This is a genomic window from Streptomyces sp. NPDC028928 (assembly GCF_055564915.1).
Window position 1 is genome coordinate 67,656 of record NZ_JBVHVI010000011.1, and the last position, 14,618, is coordinate 82,273.

General features: G+C 73.1%; 16 protein-coding genes. 12 read left to right on the forward strand and 4 right to left on the reverse strand.

The features are described 5' to 3' along the window. Window positions 1-83: 83 nt before the first annotated feature. Together ACZ4U1_RS25680 and ACZ4U1_RS25685 are read left to right on the forward strand one after the other, a co-directional pair. Window positions 84-1,064 (forward strand): helix-turn-helix transcriptional regulator, encoded by a 981-nt coding sequence (locus ACZ4U1_RS25680; protein ID WP_467906319.1) that lies wholly within the window; start codon window positions 84-86, stop codon window positions 1,062-1,064. 87 nt (window positions 1,065-1,151) lie between these two features. Further along, a complete protein-coding gene (locus ACZ4U1_RS25685; RefSeq protein ID WP_467906321.1) occupies window positions 1,152-1,466 on the forward strand; it encodes a hypothetical protein in 315 nt (104 codons plus the stop codon). A gap of 7 nt (window positions 1,467-1,473) precedes the next feature. Here the strand turns inward: ACZ4U1_RS25685 and ACZ4U1_RS25690 are convergent, their stop codons facing one another. Beyond that, window positions 1,474-2,100 (reverse strand): TetR family transcriptional regulator, encoded by a 627-nt coding sequence (locus tag ACZ4U1_RS25690; protein ID WP_467906322.1) that lies wholly within the window; start codon window positions 2,098-2,100, stop codon window positions 1,474-1,476. A 146-nt stretch (window positions 2,101-2,246) separates the two neighbouring features. Here ACZ4U1_RS25690 and ACZ4U1_RS25695 point away from each other — a divergent pair, with 146 nt between their 5' ends. The 3 genes from ACZ4U1_RS25695 to ACZ4U1_RS25705 all read left to right on the forward strand — a co-directional run bounded on the left by ACZ4U1_RS25695 (window position 2,247) and on the right by ACZ4U1_RS25705 (window position 4,081). Beyond that, complete coding sequence (locus ACZ4U1_RS25695) at window positions 2,247-2,414, forward strand: hypothetical protein (RefSeq protein ID WP_014675136.1); 168 nt, start codon at window positions 2,247-2,249, stop codon at window positions 2,412-2,414. 46 nt (window positions 2,415-2,460) lie between these two features. Further along, complete coding sequence (locus ACZ4U1_RS25700; protein WP_467906323.1) at window positions 2,461-2,739, forward strand: DUF4190 domain-containing protein; 279 nt, start codon at window positions 2,461-2,463, stop codon at window positions 2,737-2,739. 172 nt (window positions 2,740-2,911) lie between these two features. Beyond that, entirely contained in the window at window positions 2,912-4,081 is a 1,170-nt protein-coding gene (locus ACZ4U1_RS25705) for a cysteine desulfurase family protein (protein ID WP_467906325.1), read from the forward strand. Here ACZ4U1_RS25705 and ACZ4U1_RS25710 read toward each other — a convergent pair. Next, window positions 4,074-4,766 (reverse strand): N-acetylmuramoyl-L-alanine amidase, encoded by a 693-nt coding sequence (locus ACZ4U1_RS25710; RefSeq protein ID WP_467906326.1) that lies wholly within the window; start codon window positions 4,764-4,766, stop codon window positions 4,074-4,076. The genes ACZ4U1_RS25705 and ACZ4U1_RS25710 overlap by 8 nt on opposite strands. Window positions 4,767-4,826: 60 nt before the next feature. Here ACZ4U1_RS25710 and mnmA point away from each other — a divergent pair, with 60 nt between their 5' ends. Continuing rightward, window positions 4,827-5,954, forward strand: a complete 1,128-nt coding sequence (mnmA, locus tag ACZ4U1_RS25715) for a tRNA 2-thiouridine(34) synthase MnmA (protein ID WP_467906327.1) — start codon at window positions 4,827-4,829, stop codon at window positions 5,952-5,954. Between the two features lie 40 nt (window positions 5,955-5,994). Here the strand turns inward: mnmA and ACZ4U1_RS25720 are convergent, their stop codons facing one another. Together ACZ4U1_RS25720 and ACZ4U1_RS25725 are read right to left on the reverse strand one after the other, a co-directional pair. Beyond that, window positions 5,995-6,777, reverse strand: coding sequence for an alpha/beta fold hydrolase (locus tag ACZ4U1_RS25720; protein WP_467906329.1), 783 nt, complete (start codon window positions 6,775-6,777; stop codon window positions 5,995-5,997). A gap of 37 nt (window positions 6,778-6,814) precedes the next feature. Then, window positions 6,815-7,138 (reverse strand): DUF427 domain-containing protein, encoded by a 324-nt coding sequence (locus ACZ4U1_RS25725; RefSeq protein ID WP_467906331.1) that lies wholly within the window; start codon window positions 7,136-7,138, stop codon window positions 6,815-6,817. Between the two features lie 67 nt (window positions 7,139-7,205). On the opposite strand from ACZ4U1_RS25725, the gene ACZ4U1_RS25730 reads away from it, so the two are divergent. From ACZ4U1_RS25730 to ACZ4U1_RS25755, 6 genes are all read left to right on the forward strand, one after another. Continuing rightward, entirely contained in the window at window positions 7,206-7,745 is a 540-nt protein-coding gene (locus tag ACZ4U1_RS25730) for an LOG family protein (RefSeq protein ID WP_467906332.1), read from the forward strand. A gap of 7 nt (window positions 7,746-7,752) precedes the next feature. Further along, window positions 7,753-8,451 (forward strand): SDR family oxidoreductase, encoded by a 699-nt coding sequence (locus tag ACZ4U1_RS25735; RefSeq protein ID WP_467906333.1) that lies wholly within the window; start codon window positions 7,753-7,755, stop codon window positions 8,449-8,451. Then, entirely contained in the window at window positions 8,448-8,831 is a 384-nt protein-coding gene (locus ACZ4U1_RS25740) for a hypothetical protein (protein ID WP_467906335.1), read from the forward strand. Before ACZ4U1_RS25735 ends, ACZ4U1_RS25740 begins: the two co-directional genes overlap by 4 nt. A gap of 32 nt (window positions 8,832-8,863) precedes the next feature. Then, window positions 8,864-9,871, forward strand: a complete 1,008-nt coding sequence (locus tag ACZ4U1_RS25745; RefSeq protein WP_467906336.1) for a methionine synthase — start codon at window positions 8,864-8,866, stop codon at window positions 9,869-9,871. A 15-nt stretch (window positions 9,872-9,886) separates the two neighbouring features. Then, the gene (gene ligA, locus ACZ4U1_RS25750) at window positions 9,887-12,082 is read left to right on the forward strand and encodes an NAD-dependent DNA ligase LigA (protein WP_467906338.1); all 2,196 of its coding nucleotides are present in this window, start codon (window positions 9,887-9,889) and stop codon (window positions 12,080-12,082) included. Between the two features lie 283 nt (window positions 12,083-12,365). After that, window positions 12,366-14,603: a putative bifunctional diguanylate cyclase/phosphodiesterase gene (locus ACZ4U1_RS25755; RefSeq protein ID WP_467906340.1), complete on the forward strand. Its 2,238-nt coding sequence runs from the start codon at window positions 12,366-12,368 to the stop codon at window positions 14,601-14,603. The last annotated feature ends 15 nt before the right edge of the window (window positions 14,604-14,618 follow it).

The following is a 14,618-nucleotide window of genomic DNA, read 5'->3' on the forward strand; positions in this document are numbered from 1 at the left end:
TCGGTGAGAAGAGGATGCGCGGATAACCTGACACCTGCCGTCAGCATTTGCGCGGCGCTTCGCCAGGGCGGGATCCTGGCCGCGTGAAGTCCGACCGGCTGCTGTCGATCCTGCTGCTCCTGCAGACCCGGGGCCGCGTCCCCGCGCCCGAACTCGCCGACCGGCTGGAGGTGTCGGTCCGCACCATCTACCGGGACGTCGAGGCGCTGTCCGCCGCCGGGGTTCCGGTGTACGCCGAGCGCGGCCGGCACGGCGGCATCGAACTCCTCCCCGGCTTCCGCACCGACGTCACGGGACTGACCGCCGACGAGTCCCGGGCCCTGTTCATCCTGGCCGCCCAGGGCGCCCATGCCGCGCTCGGCCTGGACGCGGCCCTCGGCTCGGCCCTGCGCAAGGTGATGGCCGCGCTCCCGGCGCCGCACCGGCCCGCCGCCGAGGTGACCAGCCGCCGCATCCTGGTCGACGCCACCCGCTGGAAGAGCGGCCCGCAGCAGGCCGTCGACCTGGAGGTGCTCCAGGACGCGGTCTTCTCCGACCGGCGCCTGAAGCTGCGCTACCGGCACAGCGGGCAGCGCGAGCCGCGGACGTACACCGTGGATCCGTACGGCCTCGTCGCCAAGGCCGGGGTCTGGTACCTGGTCGCCGACCGGCGCGGCCTGCCCCGGTTGTTCCGCGCCGACCGGATCCGCTCGGCCCGGCCGCTGGACGAGCCCGTACGGCGCCGGCCCGGCATCGAACTCGCCGACGCCTGGGAGGTGTTGCGCCGGCAGGTGGAGGAACGGGAGAACACGGTCGAGGTCACCGTGCGGGTGCGGCGCGACCGACTCGACCTGTTCCAGCGGCTGGTCGCCGCCCAGCTGACGGCTCCGCCCGACGACGGCGGCACGGGCGAGTGGGCCACCGCGCGGCTGGCCTACCCGAACCTCCGCGCCGTACGGCAACTCCTCGGACTCTCCGACCAGGTGGAGGTCCTGGACCCGCCCGAGGCGCGCGCGGAACTGCTGGCGGCGGTGCGTTCGGTCACGGCGCTGTACGAGGGGTCCGGCCCGGGAACTGACAGCTGACGGACAGGACGGGCTCAAGTGGCGCCAAGGCGAGGTTGGTTGAGTGCGGCCCTCAGGACTTTCTCATCCTCACCGGAGCTGATTCTCATGAAGCGTGCCCGTCTCGTCCGCGCCGCGGCCCTGCTGGCGCTGTCCCCGCTGCTGTTGACCGCGTGCGGCTCGGGTGACTCGTCCTCCTCCGGCAGCGGCAACCCCGGTCAGCAGCAGGGCTGTGAGGCGCCGTCCGGCATGCCCACGGGCGGTACCGGGGGCCACCGGCCGAGCGGAGCGCCGTCGGGTGTGCCGAGCGGCATGCCCACGGGGGTGCCGAGCGGCGCGCCCGGCGGTCAGGGTGGTCAGGGCGGACCCGGCGGCGGCCAGGGCGGGGGCTGTGGCGGTCCGGGAGGGGCCCGGCAGGGCTGAGGGCGGCTCAGTCGAGCCAGTGGCTGCGGCCGATGCTGATGAGCCGCAGCTGGCGGGTGGCGAGCTGCGTCACCCGCTCCCGCTCCTCCTCCGGGGCCTCCAGCGCCTCCAGGAACAGGGAGGCGGTGATGAGCATCTGGTCGACGTAGAGGTGCGCGAGCATCAGCAGGTCGTCCTCGCTCCAGCCCGCCGCCTCCGGGTCCTTGGCCAGCTCGACCTTCACCTCCTCGGCGAACCGGACCAGTTGCGCCCGGATGGCCTCGCGCACCGGCTGCACCCCGCCGTGCCGTTCCCGGGCGATAAAGCGGACGTGTGCGGGGTACGCGTCTACGTGACGGGCGATCAGCTCGATGGCGCGCGTGATGCGTTCCTCGCTGTCGCCCGTGGTGGACACCGTCGTCCGCACCATCGGATGCAGGCTGCCCAGCGCCTCGTCGACCAGGGCCACACCGAGGTCGGCGGTCGAGCGGAAGTGCCGGTAGAAGGCGGTCGGGGCGACCCCGACGGCCCGGGTGACCTCGCGCAGGCCCAGACTGCTCAGGCTCTGCTCCTCCAGCAGGGCGAGCGCCGCGTCGAGGAACGCCTGCCGGGTCTTCTGCTTCTGGGCCTGCCGGATGCCGAGGGTGTGACTCATGTCATCCAGTTAACAACTGTTCTCTGGAATTTTAAAGCCGTCGGGAGCGCTAGACTCGAAGTCAGTGAACAACTGTTACTACAACTGTTCACCCAAACTTCACACCGGCCGAAACACGAGGCACCTAGGAGGGGGGATCCGATCCCATGCTGTTCCTCGTCGCCGCGCTCATGCTGCTCGGAGTCGTGCTGGGCACCGTCGCCCACGCACCGTTGACCGTCACCGCCGTCCTGGCCGCCGTCATCGCCGTCTGGCTCGGCGTCTTCGCGATCCGCGAGCGCCACGGACGTCGCCGCCACACCTCGGCGAACTGACCGCACGCAGGACCCGAGCACCTACGGACCCAAGGAGCTGAGCACCATGCAACTCACCGCACCGGCCACCGGCCGCACCGACACCCGCCCGCGCGCCCGCGACGCGGACGGCATGGCCGTCGCGTCCTTCATCCTCGGCCTCCTCGGCCTGCTCGTCCTCAACCTCTTCCTCGGCCCGGTCGCCATCGTCCTCGCCGCGGTCTCCCTCTGGCGCGGCACCACCCGCCGGGGCCGTGCCTACCTGGGCCTCACCCTCGGCATCGCCGACCTCGTGGTCCTGATCGCAGCCATGCAGATCTCGGGCACGGTCTCCTGGAGCCTGTGACCAGCGACTGAGCCCCGAGAACGGGGGGAGGTCGGGCACGGCCCGCAGTGCCGGGTGCGCCGCGGCCAAGCCCAGGCGCAACCAACTCAACTCAAGGCGCCCACCGGCGAACGGCACCTGATCCCGGCCGAGGCCGACCGCAGGGACCCGGCGCCGTAGAATCGGCGTCACCATGGCTTACCTCGACCACGCCGCGACCACCCCGATGCTCCCGGAGGCGGCAGAGGCACTCACCGCCCAGTTGAGCATCACGGGCAACGCCTCCTCCCTCCACGCATCCGGCCGGCAGGCCCGCCGCACGGTCGAGGAATCCCGCGAGACCCTCGCCGAAGCGCTCGGCGCCCGCCCCAGCGAGGTCGTCTTCACCTCGGGCGGCACCGAGGCCGACAACCTGGCCGTCAAGGGCCTGTACTGGTCCCGCCGCTCCGCCGACCCGGCCCGCACCCGCGTCCTCGCCAGCCCCGTCGAGCACCACGCCGTCCTGGACGCCGTGCACTGGCTCGGCGAGCAGGAGGGCGCCACCGTCGAGTACCTCCCCGTCGACTCCTACGGCCGCGTCCACCCCGAGGCGCTGCGCGAGGCCATCGCCCGCAACCCCGACGACGTCGCCCTGGCCACCGTGATGTGGGCCAACAACGAGATCGGCACGGTCATGCCGATCCGCGAACTCGCCGACGTCACCGCCGAGTTCGGCGTCCCGCTGCACGCCGACGCGGTCCAGGCCTTCGGTCAGGTCCCGGTCGACTTCGGGGCCTCGGGCCTCGCCGCCATGACCGTCTCCGGCCACAAGATCGGCGGCCCCTACGGCATCGGCGCCCTGGTCCTCGGCCGCGAGTACACCCCCGTACCCGTCCTGCACGGCGGCGGCCAGGAGCGGCACGTCCGCTCCGGCACGCTCGACGTCCCGGCCATCGCCTCCTTCGCCGTCGCCGGCCGGCTCGCCGCCGAGCACCGCGCGTGGTTCGCGCGGGAGATCGGCGCCCTGCGCGACCAGCTGGTCGACGCCGTCCGTACGGCCGTACCGGACGCGATCCTCGGCGGCGACCCGGCACCCGAGGGCCGGCTCCCGGCCAACGCGCACTTCACCTTCCCCGGCTGCGAGGGCGACTCCCTGCTGCTCCTGCTGGACGCCCAGGGCATCGAGTGCTCCACCGGCTCCGCCTGCACCGCGGGCGTCGCCCAGCCCAGCCACGTCCTCCTCGCCACCGGCGCCGACCCGGAGCTGGCCCGCGGCACCCTGCGCTTCTCCCTGGGCCACACCTCCACCGAGGCCGACGTCGAGGCCGTGGCGAAGGCGATCGGCCCGGCCGTGGAACGCGCCCGGGCGGCCGGGCTCACCTAGCCGCGGGGGACTTGGCGCGCTCGGCGCGGACCAGCCGTATGTACCGCTCCCAGTCCCAGAACCGCCCCGGATCCGTGTGGTCCGTGCCCGGCACCTCCACGTGCCCGATGATGTGCTCCCGGTCCACGGGTATCCCGTACCGCCCGCATATCGCCGCCGTCAGCCGGGCCGAGGCCGCGTACATCGCGTCCGTGAACGACGCGGCGTCCTCCACGAAGCCCTCGTGCTCGATGCCGACACTGCGTTCGTTGTACTCCCGGTTGCCCGCGTGGAAGGCGACGTCCAGCTCGCGGATCAGCTGGGTGACCCGCCCGTCCTTGCGGACGATGTAGTGCGCCGCGGCGCCGTGCGCGGGGTCCTGGAACACCTTCACGGCCGACGCGTAGCCGCCCTGGGTGACATGGACGACCACCCGGTCCACCCGGTAGTCGGACGGCCGGTCCGCCCGCCGGTAGTTCGCCGCCGAGGCCGCCACCCAGCGCGCACCCCGGAAGTCCACCGCGCCCGCCACCCGCGGCCTGTCCACGCCGGGCAGCCGCCACCACAGCCGGGACAGCTCGTCCCGGGCCAGCACCGCCGTCCCCACGGCCGCCGCGAGGCCGCCCGCCAGCAGGGCCCGCCGCCCCAGCCGCCGGTCCCCGTCGCCCGCCGGCGACCCCGTGGTCGCCCCTGTCGTCGCCCCCATGTGATCGTCAACGGATATGCGGCCGTCCAGGTTCCCGCGCCCCCGTACTCTGGAAGGGTTATGACTGACACCCCGCAGCGCACCCGCCCCCTCCGCGTCCTCGCCGCCATGTCCGGCGGGGTCGACTCCGCCGTCGCCGCCGCGCGGGCCGCGGAAGCAGGCCACGACGTCACCGGCGTCCACCTCGCGCTCTCCGCGAACCCGCAGTCCTTCCGAACCGGCGCGCGGGGCTGTTGCACCATCGAGGACTCGCGCGACGCCCGCCGCGCCGCCGACGTCATCGGCATCCCGTTCTACGTCTGGGACCTCGCCGACCGCTTCCGCGAGGACGTGGTGGAGGACTTCGTCGCCGAGTACGAGGCCGGCCGCACCCCGAACCCGTGCCTGCGCTGCAACGAGAAGATCAAGTTCGCCGCGCTGCTGGACAAGGCGCTGGCCCTCGGCTTCGACGCCGTCTGCACCGGTCACTACGCCAAGGTGATCGTGAACCCGGACGGCTCCCGCGAGCTGCACCGCGCCTCCGACATGGCGAAGGACCAGTCGTACGTCCTCGGCGTGCTGGACGAGAAGCAGCTCGCGCACGCGCTGTTCCCGCTCGGCGACACGGTCACCACCAAGGAGGAGATCCGCGCGGAGGCCGAGCGCCGGGGCCTGGCCGTGGCCAAGAAGCCCGACTCCCACGACATCTGCTTCATCGCCGACGGCGACACCCAGGGCTTCCTGGCGAAGCGCCTCGGCAAGGCCGAGGGCGACATCGTGGACGAGTCCGGCGCCAAGCTGGGCACCCACGAGGGCGCGTACGGCTTCACCATCGGCCAGCGCAAGGGCCTGCGGATCGGCACCCCGGCCCCCGACGGCAAGCCGCGCTACGTCCTCGACATCTCCCCGGTCACCAACACGGTCACCGTCGGCCCGGCCGCCGCCCTGGACGTCACCGCGCTCACCGCGATCAAGCCCCGCTGGTGCGGCACCGCCCCCACCGGCCCCGGCACCTACACCGCCCAGCTGCGCGCCCACGGCGGCGAGACCGAGGTGACCGCCGAACTCGTGGACGGCGAGCTGCGCGTGACCTTCACGGAGCCGGTCCGCGGCGTCGCCCCCGGCCAGGCGATCGTGCTGTACGACGGCACGCGCGTGGTGGGCTCGGCGACGATCGCGTCCACCACGCGCGCGACGGCGTCGGTCTGAGCCCGCCCGGCCCGCCCGCTCGGCGAGGAACTCCGCCCGCCTAGCCCGTGAAGAACTCCGCCAGCACCGGCCCCAGTACCTCCGGCTCCACCATGTGGGTCTGGCCCGGCAGGACCCGGTAGGTGCCCTGCGGGACGGCCTGGGCGACCGCCTGGTTCGCCCGGTGCATCCACTCCGGGCTCGCGCCGCCCGCGACCGCGAGCACGGGGACCCGGACCGCGGCGAGCCGGTCCCGGGGGAGCAGGCCGTCGCCCATGACGGCGTCGTCGTGGGCGAGGCTGGGGGCGAGGGCCTCCATGCCGGCCCACATCGGGGACTGGCGGGCGCGCAGGATCATCTCCTCGGCGAGGCCCGTCAGGCGCAGGAACAGCTCCACCGCGTCCCCGCGCCGGCCCTCGGCGAGCGCCGTGTTCAGCTGCTCCTTGTAGACGGCCTCCCGCGCGGCACCGTCCGTCAGGTGGTCGGCGTACGGCACCTCGTACACCGCCGCCCGGCTGACCGGCAGCCCGCTCGCCGCCGCGTGCAGGACCAGGGCGCCGCCGGAGGAGACCCCGAACAGCGCCGCGTCGCCGCCCACCGCGTCGAGCAGCGCGGCCAGGTCCTCCACCTCACGGTCGACCTCGTACGGCGGCGTGTCGCCGCTCTCGCCGCGGCCCCGGCGGTCGTAGACGACGGCCGTGCAGCTGTCCGCGAGGCGCTGCGCCAGGGGCATTACGGTGCCGCCGGTGGACATCGCGCCGCTCACCAGGATCACCGTGGGCCCCTGGCCGGTCACGTGGTACGCGAGGGAGGTGCCGTCGCGTGAAGTCGTCTTCTTGTCCATGGCCGTGCAGACTGCCGTACGACAGGGGACTCACCGGTCAGGACACGTCGGTGTCGTAGAAGCAGTAGTGGTCCTTGATCTCCGCCACCTCCGGCTTGGGGTCCGGGTACGCCCAGACGAGGTCGGGCGCGTCCGGCAGCGACCAGTAGGACGCCGTGCCCTTGAAGGGGCAGACGGTGTGCGTGTCGGAGGGAGTCAGCAGGTCCAGGCGTACGTCCTCGGCCGGGATGTAGTACCGCACCGGGCAGCCCGTCTCGCGCAGCTCCAGGGGACGGTCGGACTCGGCGAGCACCCGGCCGCCGTACACCACGCGCACGTGCCGCGTGCTCTTCTCGATGGTGATCGTGTGTCCTTGGGTCATGACCGGTTCAGCGTCCGGACGGGTCGTCCTTCTTCCCGCCCGGGACGGGCACCGTACGGTAGTGGCCATGAACATCTGCGTCTTCCTGTCCGCCGCCGATCTCGACGAGCGCTACACGCGCCCCGCGCGCGAGTTCGCGGAACTGATCGGCAAGGGCGGCCACACGCTGGTCTGGGGCGGCTCCGACGCCGGTCTGATGAAGGTGGTCGCCGACGGCGTGCAGGAGGCCGGCGGCAGGCTGCTGGGCGTCTCCGTGGAGTTCCTGGCGAACAAGGCGCGGCCCGGCGCCGACGAGATGGTCATCGCGGCCGACCTCGCCGAGCGCAAGAAGCTGCTGCTGGAGAAGGCCGACGCCGTGGTGATCATGGTGGGCGGCACCGGCACGCTGGACGAGGCCACCGAGATCCTGGAGCTGAAGAAGCACGGCCGCACCGAGAAGCCGGTGGTGCTGCTGAACACGGCGGGCTTCTACGACGGCCTGAAGCAGCAGTTCCGCCGCATGGAGGACGAGGGCTTCCTGCCCCGCCCGCTGGCCGACCTGGTCTTCTTCGCGGACGAGCCGGTCGGGGCGCTGGCCTACCTGGAGGAGCAGCTCGGCGTCCGGTGATGCGAGCATGGCAGGCATGGCTACTCATGTGATCACCGGGGCCGGTTCCGGCATCGGCGCGGCCGTGGCGCGCCGGCTGCACGCGCGCGGGGACGAACTCGTGCTGCACGCGCGCGACGCGGGCCGCGCGAAGGAGCTGGCGGCCGAGTTCCCCGGCGCGCGCACCCTGGTCGGCGACCTGGCGGACCCGGACAGGCTGTCCTGGGCGTTCTCCCACCAGACGCTCCCGGACCGGGTGGACTCCCTGATGCACATCGCCGGGGTCGTCGACCTCGGCGACGTCGGCGACCTGACCCCGAAGTCCTGGCGCCACCAGCTCAGCGTCAACCTGATCGCGCCCGCCGAGCTGACCCGGCACTTCCTGCCGCAGCTGCGGGCCGCCCGCGGTCATGTGATCTTCGTCAACTCCGGCGCCGGCCTCAACGCCCACGCCGGCTGGTCCGCCTACGCCGCCTCCAAGCACGGCCTGAAGGCCCTCGCCGACTCCCTGCGCCAGGAGGAGCACGCGGGCGGCGTCCGCGTCACCTCCGTCTACCCCGGCCGCACCGCCAGCCCCATGCAGGCCAAGGTCCACCAGCAGGAGGGCAAGGAGTACGACCCGTCGAAGTGGATCGACCCGGAGTCCGTCGCCACGACCATCCTCATGGCCCTGGACCTGCCGAGGGACGCGGAGGTCAACGACGTGACGGTGCGGCCGGGGCGGTGACGCGGGCGAGCGGGGCCGAGATCCGGCTCTGGCTGGCGCAGGTGTGGCCGCGGACCGAGGCCGCGCTGGTCCTGGCGGGCGGGGACGCCGGCGCACCGCTCGCCGAGCGGCCGGTCCTCGGCGAGGTCTTCGACGACGCCGGCCTCGCGGAGCTGCGCGGGCTCGGCACCGAGGGCGACTTCACCGGTGACATCTGCCGGTGCCCCGGAAGCCTGACGGTGGCCCTGCTCGATGCCCGGGGCCTGGTCATCGGCACCGCGAGCCTCCACGGGGGCACGGACCTCGCCTGGGAGCGGGGCCGCTTCCGGAACAATCTCGCCGTGGCCGATCCGCCGGGTCTGCGCGCCCTGTTGCGCCGGTACGGCGCTCACTGGCTGTGAGGTCACCGGCCGGCGTTACGTACCCTGCGGGGGTGAGCGAAAACAGCCAGTTCAGGTTCCCAGGAGCCACCGGTGTCGGGTCCCTGCCCGGTGGCGATGCCCGCGAGGCCGCCAAGACCGCCACCGGATCCTTCGAGGACTTTCCGTTCCTGCCGGAGCTGCCCGCGCGCGGGCCCGGTGCCGACATGATCGGCCGTACCGCCGGGATGCTGGTCGAGCTGTACGCGCGCGTGGAGCCCAGCGGGTGGCGGATCGGGGACCGGCCCGGGCGGGACACCAAGCGGGCGCGGTCCTGGCTGGGGGAGGACCTGGACGCCCTGGAGGAGTTCACCCAGGGCTACGAGGGCGATCTGAAGGTCCAGGCGGTCGGCCCCTGGACGCTGGCCGCCGCCCTGGAGCTGAAGAACGGCGAGGCCGCCCTGTCGGACCCCGGCGCCTGCCGGGACCTCGCCGCCTCGCTCGCCGAGGGCCTGCGCCTGCACCTGGACGAGGTGCGGCGGCGCGTGCCCGGCGCCCGGCTCGTGCTCCAGCTCGACGAGCCCTCCCTCACCGCCGTACTGCGCGGACAGGTGAGGACCGCCAGCGGCTACCGCACCCACCGGGCCGTGGACCGGCAGATCGTGGAGGCCACGCTCCGGGACGTCGTCGGCGCGCACGCCGGCGGACCCGTGGTGGTGCACTCCTGTGCCCCGGACGTCCCGTTCGCGTTGCTGCGCCGGGCCGGCGCGGCGGCCGTCTCCTTCGACTTCGCCCTTCTCACCGAGCGTGACGACGACACGATCGGCGAGGCCGTGGAGGGCGGCACCAGGCTGTTCGCCGGTGTCGTGCCGGGCACGGACGGCCCGTTGTCAGACCCTGCCGGTAGCGTCAGGGGTGTCAGGACGCTGTGGCGCAGGCTGGGCCTGCATCCGGGGCTGCTCGCCGAAGCGGTCACGGTGACCCCGGCGTGCGGTCTGGCGGGGGCTTCCCCCGCCTACGCACGCCAGGTGCTCGCCCACTGCGTCCGGGCGGCGAGATCCCTCGCGGACAACCCAGAGTAACGGGAGGACAACACGGTGGCCGGCGACAAGCAAGCGGAGACGACGGCGGTGCCCGCCGAGGCCCGCGACAAGCACGCGCAGCTGGCGGAGCAGGTCGAGGAGCACCGCTTCCGGTACTACGTGAAGGACGCTCCCGTCGTCAGCGACGCGGAGTTCGACCAGCTCCTGAAGTCCCTGGAGGCCCTGGAGGAGCAGTACCCGGAGCTGCGCACCCCGGACTCGCCCACCCAGAAGGTCGCGGGGTCGTACGAGACGGAGTTCACCGCTGTCGAGCACCGCCAGCGGATGATGTCCCTGGACAACACCTTCAACGACGACGAGCTGGCCGCCTGGGCCGACCGCATCGCGCGCGAACTCGGCGACCAGACGTACTACTTCCTGTGCGAGCTGAAGGTGGACGGCCTCGCCGTCAACCTCACCTACGAGAAGGGCCGTCTCACGCGCGCGGCCACCCGCGGCGACGGCCGCACCGGCGAGGACATCACGCCGAACGTGCGGACCATCGCGGAGATCCCGGACCGCCTGGCGGGCGACAAGGTGCCCGACCTGGTGGAGATCCGCGGCGAGGTCTACTTCCCGATGGAGAAGTTCCTCGAACTCAACGAACGCCTGGTCGCGGCCGGCGACAAGCCCTTCGCCAACCCCCGCAACGCCGCCGCCGGTTCGCTGCGCCAGAAGGACCCGCGGGTCACCGCCACCCGCCCGCTGCACATGGTGGTCCACGGCATCGGCGCCCTGGAGGGCTTCACGGGCCTGACCCGCCTCTCCCAGGCCTACGACCTGCTGAAGACCTGGGGCCTGCCCACCTCCCGCCACAACCGGGTGGTGGACGACCTCGACGGCGTACGGGAGTTCATCGCCCACTACGGCGAGAACCGCCACTCCGTCGAGCACGAGATCGACGGCGTCGTGGTCAAGCTGGACGAGATCCGCCTCCAGGGGCGGCTCGGCTCCACCGCGCGCGCTCCCCGCTGGGCCATCGCCTACAAGTACGCGCCGGAGGAGGTCAACACCAAGCTGGTCGACATCAAGGTGGGCGTCGGCCGCACCGGCCGTGTCACGCCGTACGCGCAGGTCGAGCCGGTCACGGTCGCGGGCAGCGAGGTGGAGTTCGCCACCCTGCACAACCAGGAGGTCGTCAAGGCCAAGGGCGTCCTCATCGGCGACACCGTGGTGCTGCGCAAGGCCGGTGACGTCATCCCGGAGATCCTCGGCCCGGTGGTCGACCTGCGGGACGGCACCGAGCGGGAGTTCGTGATGCCGAGCGAGTGTCCCGAGTGCGGGACGGCGCTCAGGCCCATGAAGGAGGGCGACATCGACCTCCGCTGCCCCAACGCCCGCACCTGTCCGGCCCAGTTGCGCGAGCGCGTCTCCTATCTCGCCGGCCGTGAGTGCCTGGACATCGAGCACTTCGGCGCGGTGGCCGCCGCCGCGCTCACCCGCCCGCTGGAGCCGGCCGACCCGCCGCTGGTGGACGAGGGCGACCTGTTCGACCTGACGGTGGAGAAGCTGCTGCCCATCAAGGCCTACGTCCTCGACCCGGACAGCGGCCTGCCCAAGCACGACCCCAAGACCGGCGAGGAGAAGGTCGTCACGGTCTTCGCCAACCAGAAGGGCGAGCCGAAGAAGAACACCCTCGCCCTGCTGGCGAACATCGAGGCGGCCAAGTCCCGCCCGCTGGCCCGCTTCCTGAACGGGCTGTCGATCCGGCATGTGGGCCCGGTCGCCGCGCAGGCCCTCGCGCGCGAGTTCCGGTCCATCGACCGCATCGAACAGGCGACCGAGGAGGAGCTGGCGGCCACCGACGGCGTCGGCCCGATCATCGCCGCCGCGCTCAAGGAGTGGTTCGCCGAGGACTGGCACCGCGAGATCGTCCGCAAGTGGAAGGCCGCGGGCGTCCCGCTGGAGGACGAGTCCTCCGGCGAGGACGAGGGGCCGCGCCCGCTGGAGGGGCTCACGGTGGTCGTCACCGGAACGCTGGAGAACTTCACCCGGGACGGCGCCAAGGAGGCGCTGCAGGGTCAGGGTGCGAAGGTGACCGGTTCGGTTTCGAAGAAGACCTCGTTCGTCGTAGTGGGTGACAACCCCGGATCGAAGTACGACAAGGCGATGCAACTGAAGGTTCCCGTTCTGAACGAGGACGGTTTCAACGTCCTTTTGGAGCAGGGCCCCGAAGCGGCGGCCGAAGTCGCGCTTCCGACCGGGGAGTAGCGGTTGAAGGCCACCCGATCGGCGCATATCAGTTGCATACGGGTGGCCCGGGCGCATTCGGGCAACCGTCGGAGACCGCTGCCCGTGGAAGCCTTCCGCGGCCTACTGTTGAGGTGTGCGCCTGCCGTGCCCAGCTGCGGCTGGGGCATCTCCGTGCCCTCCGGGGGCGCGGGTCTCGTGCCCTGCGGGGGCACGGGGAAGGTTTCTTCGACGCGGAGCTGCTGATGGTTGTCGGGCATCGGGCCGCGTGGCGTGGGCACCGCCGGCTGTGAGAGGGACGGGAATGGAACCGACCGAGAGCGCCGCGACGGACTCACGGCTGCGCCTGCGCCGCCGCGCGGTCGCGTGGCGGGGGTACCGGTGGACCGGGCGGGCCGACGCGCGGCCGGGAGCGCAGCACCGCCCGGCCGCGCCGGGCACCGCCGCCGAGGCCCACGCCCCTCTGCCGGCCATCGAGCCCGCCCCCGGCCTGGCCGACGCCGACACCGAACGGCACCTGTCCTGGCCGGCGCTGCCCGCGGCCCTCGTCGCCGCCGCGGGACTCGCCCTGGGCGCCGGCTTCTACCGCGCCTACACCGGCCACCACGCCCTCTTCCCCGGCGGCACGGTCGGCTGGGCGCTGGCCCTGCTGACCGGCGTCATCGTCGGCCACCTCGTCATGCTGGGCCGCGCCCGCTGGTGGGGCGGCACCGGATCGGGCGCCGCCCTCACCCTCGCCGTCCTGCTGCTGTACGGCTGGGTGCCCGCCGGCCTGGTCAGCCTCACCGTCGTCGTCCTGGTCGGCATCGCCCGCCGGCACCGCTGGCGGCAGGGAGTGCTGCACGGCGCGGTGGACATCCTCGGCATCGGCGTCGGCGCCCTGCTGCTCGGCGCCTTCGGCCGGGTGCCGAGCGTCGAGGAGCCCTGGCGGCCCGACAGCTGGACCGTCGCCACGGCCCCCCAGTTCGTCCTGGTCGCGGTCGCCTACCTCGCCGTCAGCCGCGGCCTGCTGTGGTACCTGCACGCCCCGCGCGGCGGCGGCGTGCCCACCGTCGCCCGCACCGCCCTGGTCAGGCAGGGACTGCTCGCCGTGGCGCTGCTCGGCATCGCGCCCCTGCTGTGCGTCGTCGCCGACGCCCAGCCGATCCTGCTGCCGCTGTTCGCCATCCCGCTCATCGCCCTGGACTCCACGCTGTGGATGGCCCGCGCCCGCGCCGAGGAGCAGCTGCGCGACCCGCTGACCGGGCTGCCCAACCGGCAGTGGCTGCTGGAGCGGATCTGGACCGCCCTGGACGACGCCGAGCGCATCGGGGCCCGCGCCGCCCTCATGCTGATCGACCTCGATCGTTTCCGTTCGGTGAACGACACCCTCGGTCATCTGGCCGGCGACCGGCTGCTGCTCCAGATCGCCGACCGGCTGCGGCTCGCCCTGCCGCGCGGAGCCGAGGCCGCCCGGCTCGGCGGCGACGAGTTCGCCGTCTTACTGCCCGTCGCCGACTCCACCACGTCGGCCACGCGCGTCGCCCGCGGCCTCGTCGCCGCCCTCAGCTCCCCGCTCGACCTGGACGGACTCACCCTCGTCCTGGAGGCCAGCGCCGGCGTCGCCGTCTTCCCCGATCACGCCCTCGACGCCGAGGGGCTGCTGCGCCGCGCCGACGTCGCGATGTACCAGGCGAAGCGGGACCGTACGGGCGTCGAGGTCTACGAGTCCAAGCGGGACTCCAACACCCCGGACCGCCTCGGTCTGCTGGGCGACCTGCGCCGGGCGCTGGACGCGCACGAGGTGCAGCTGCACTACCAGCCCAAGGTCCGCTTCGACGGACAGGTGGCCGGCCTGGAGGCGCTGGTCCGCTGGGTGCACCCGGAGCGCGGCAAGGTGCCGCCGGACGAGTTCATAGCGATAGCCGAGTCCTCCGGGCTGATGCCCCACCTCACCGAGTACGTGCTGGAGACGGCCCTCGCGCAGGTCGCCCGGTGGCGCGCACAGGGCCTGAGGGTGCCGGTCGCCGTCAACGTCTCCCCGCGCGACGTCCACACGCCCGGCTTCGCCGGATCCGTCGCCGCACGCCTCGCCCGGCACGGGGTCCCCGCCGGAGCGCTCCAGCTGGAGATAACGGAACACGTCCTCCTGGAGGACCCCCAGCGCGCCGCCGACACCCTCGCCGGCCTCACCGCGCACGGCGTGAAGATGTCCCTGGACGACTTCGGCACCGGCTACTCCTCCCTGGTGCACCTGCGGCGGCTGCCGGTCAGCGAGCTGAAGATCGACCGCTCCTTCGTGGCCCGGCTGGCGGTCGACGCCGAGGACGCCGAGATCGTGCGCTGCACGGTGGACCTGGCGCATTCGCTGGGTCTGCTGGTCGTCGCCGAGGGCGTGGAGGACGACGAGACCTGGGAGCGGCTGCGGGACCTGGGCTGTGACGCCGTGCAGGGGTGGCTGGTCGCCGCCGCCATGCCCCCGGACGAGGCGACGGCGTGGCTGCTGGCCCGGGGCTCCCGCGGGTGGCAACGCCCGCCCGCCGCGCTGCCGGCCGCCGAGTAGTCTTCCCACCCGCCC

Excerpts from the sequence above, each read along its gene's own strand:
- ACZ4U1_RS25685 (WP_467906321.1), top strand. The coding sequence starts at position 1,152 with ATGAAGCGTGCCCGTCTCGTCCGCGCCGCGGCCCTGCTGGCGCTGTCC.
- ACZ4U1_RS25690 (WP_467906322.1), bottom strand. The coding sequence starts at position 2,100 with ATGAGTCACACCCTCGGCATCCGGCAGGCCCAGAAGCAGAAGACCCGG.
- ACZ4U1_RS25695 (WP_014675136.1), top strand. The coding sequence starts at position 2,247 with ATGCTGTTCCTCGTCGCCGCGCTCATGCTGCTCGGAGTCGTGCTGGGC.
- ACZ4U1_RS25700 (WP_467906323.1), top strand. The coding sequence starts at position 2,461 with ATGCAACTCACCGCACCGGCCACCGGCCGCACCGACACCCGCCCGCGC.
- ACZ4U1_RS25705 (WP_467906325.1), top strand. The coding sequence starts at position 2,912 with ATGGCTTACCTCGACCACGCCGCGACCACCCCGATGCTCCCGGAGGCG.
- ACZ4U1_RS25710 (WP_467906326.1), bottom strand. The coding sequence starts at position 4,766 with ATGGGGGCGACGACAGGGGCGACCACGGGGTCGCCGGCGGGCGACGGG.
- mnmA (WP_467906327.1), top strand. The coding sequence starts at position 4,827 with ATGACTGACACCCCGCAGCGCACCCGCCCCCTCCGCGTCCTCGCCGCC.
- ACZ4U1_RS25720 (WP_467906329.1), bottom strand. The coding sequence starts at position 6,777 with ATGGACAAGAAGACGACTTCACGCGACGGCACCTCCCTCGCGTACCAC.
- ACZ4U1_RS25725 (WP_467906331.1), bottom strand. The coding sequence starts at position 7,138 with ATGACCCAAGGACACACGATCACCATCGAGAAGAGCACGCGGCACGTG.
- ACZ4U1_RS25730 (WP_467906332.1), top strand. The coding sequence starts at position 7,206 with ATGAACATCTGCGTCTTCCTGTCCGCCGCCGATCTCGACGAGCGCTAC.
- ACZ4U1_RS25735 (WP_467906333.1), top strand. The coding sequence starts at position 7,753 with ATGGCAGGCATGGCTACTCATGTGATCACCGGGGCCGGTTCCGGCATC.
- ACZ4U1_RS25755 (WP_467906340.1), top strand. The coding sequence starts at position 12,366 with ATGGAACCGACCGAGAGCGCCGCGACGGACTCACGGCTGCGCCTGCGC.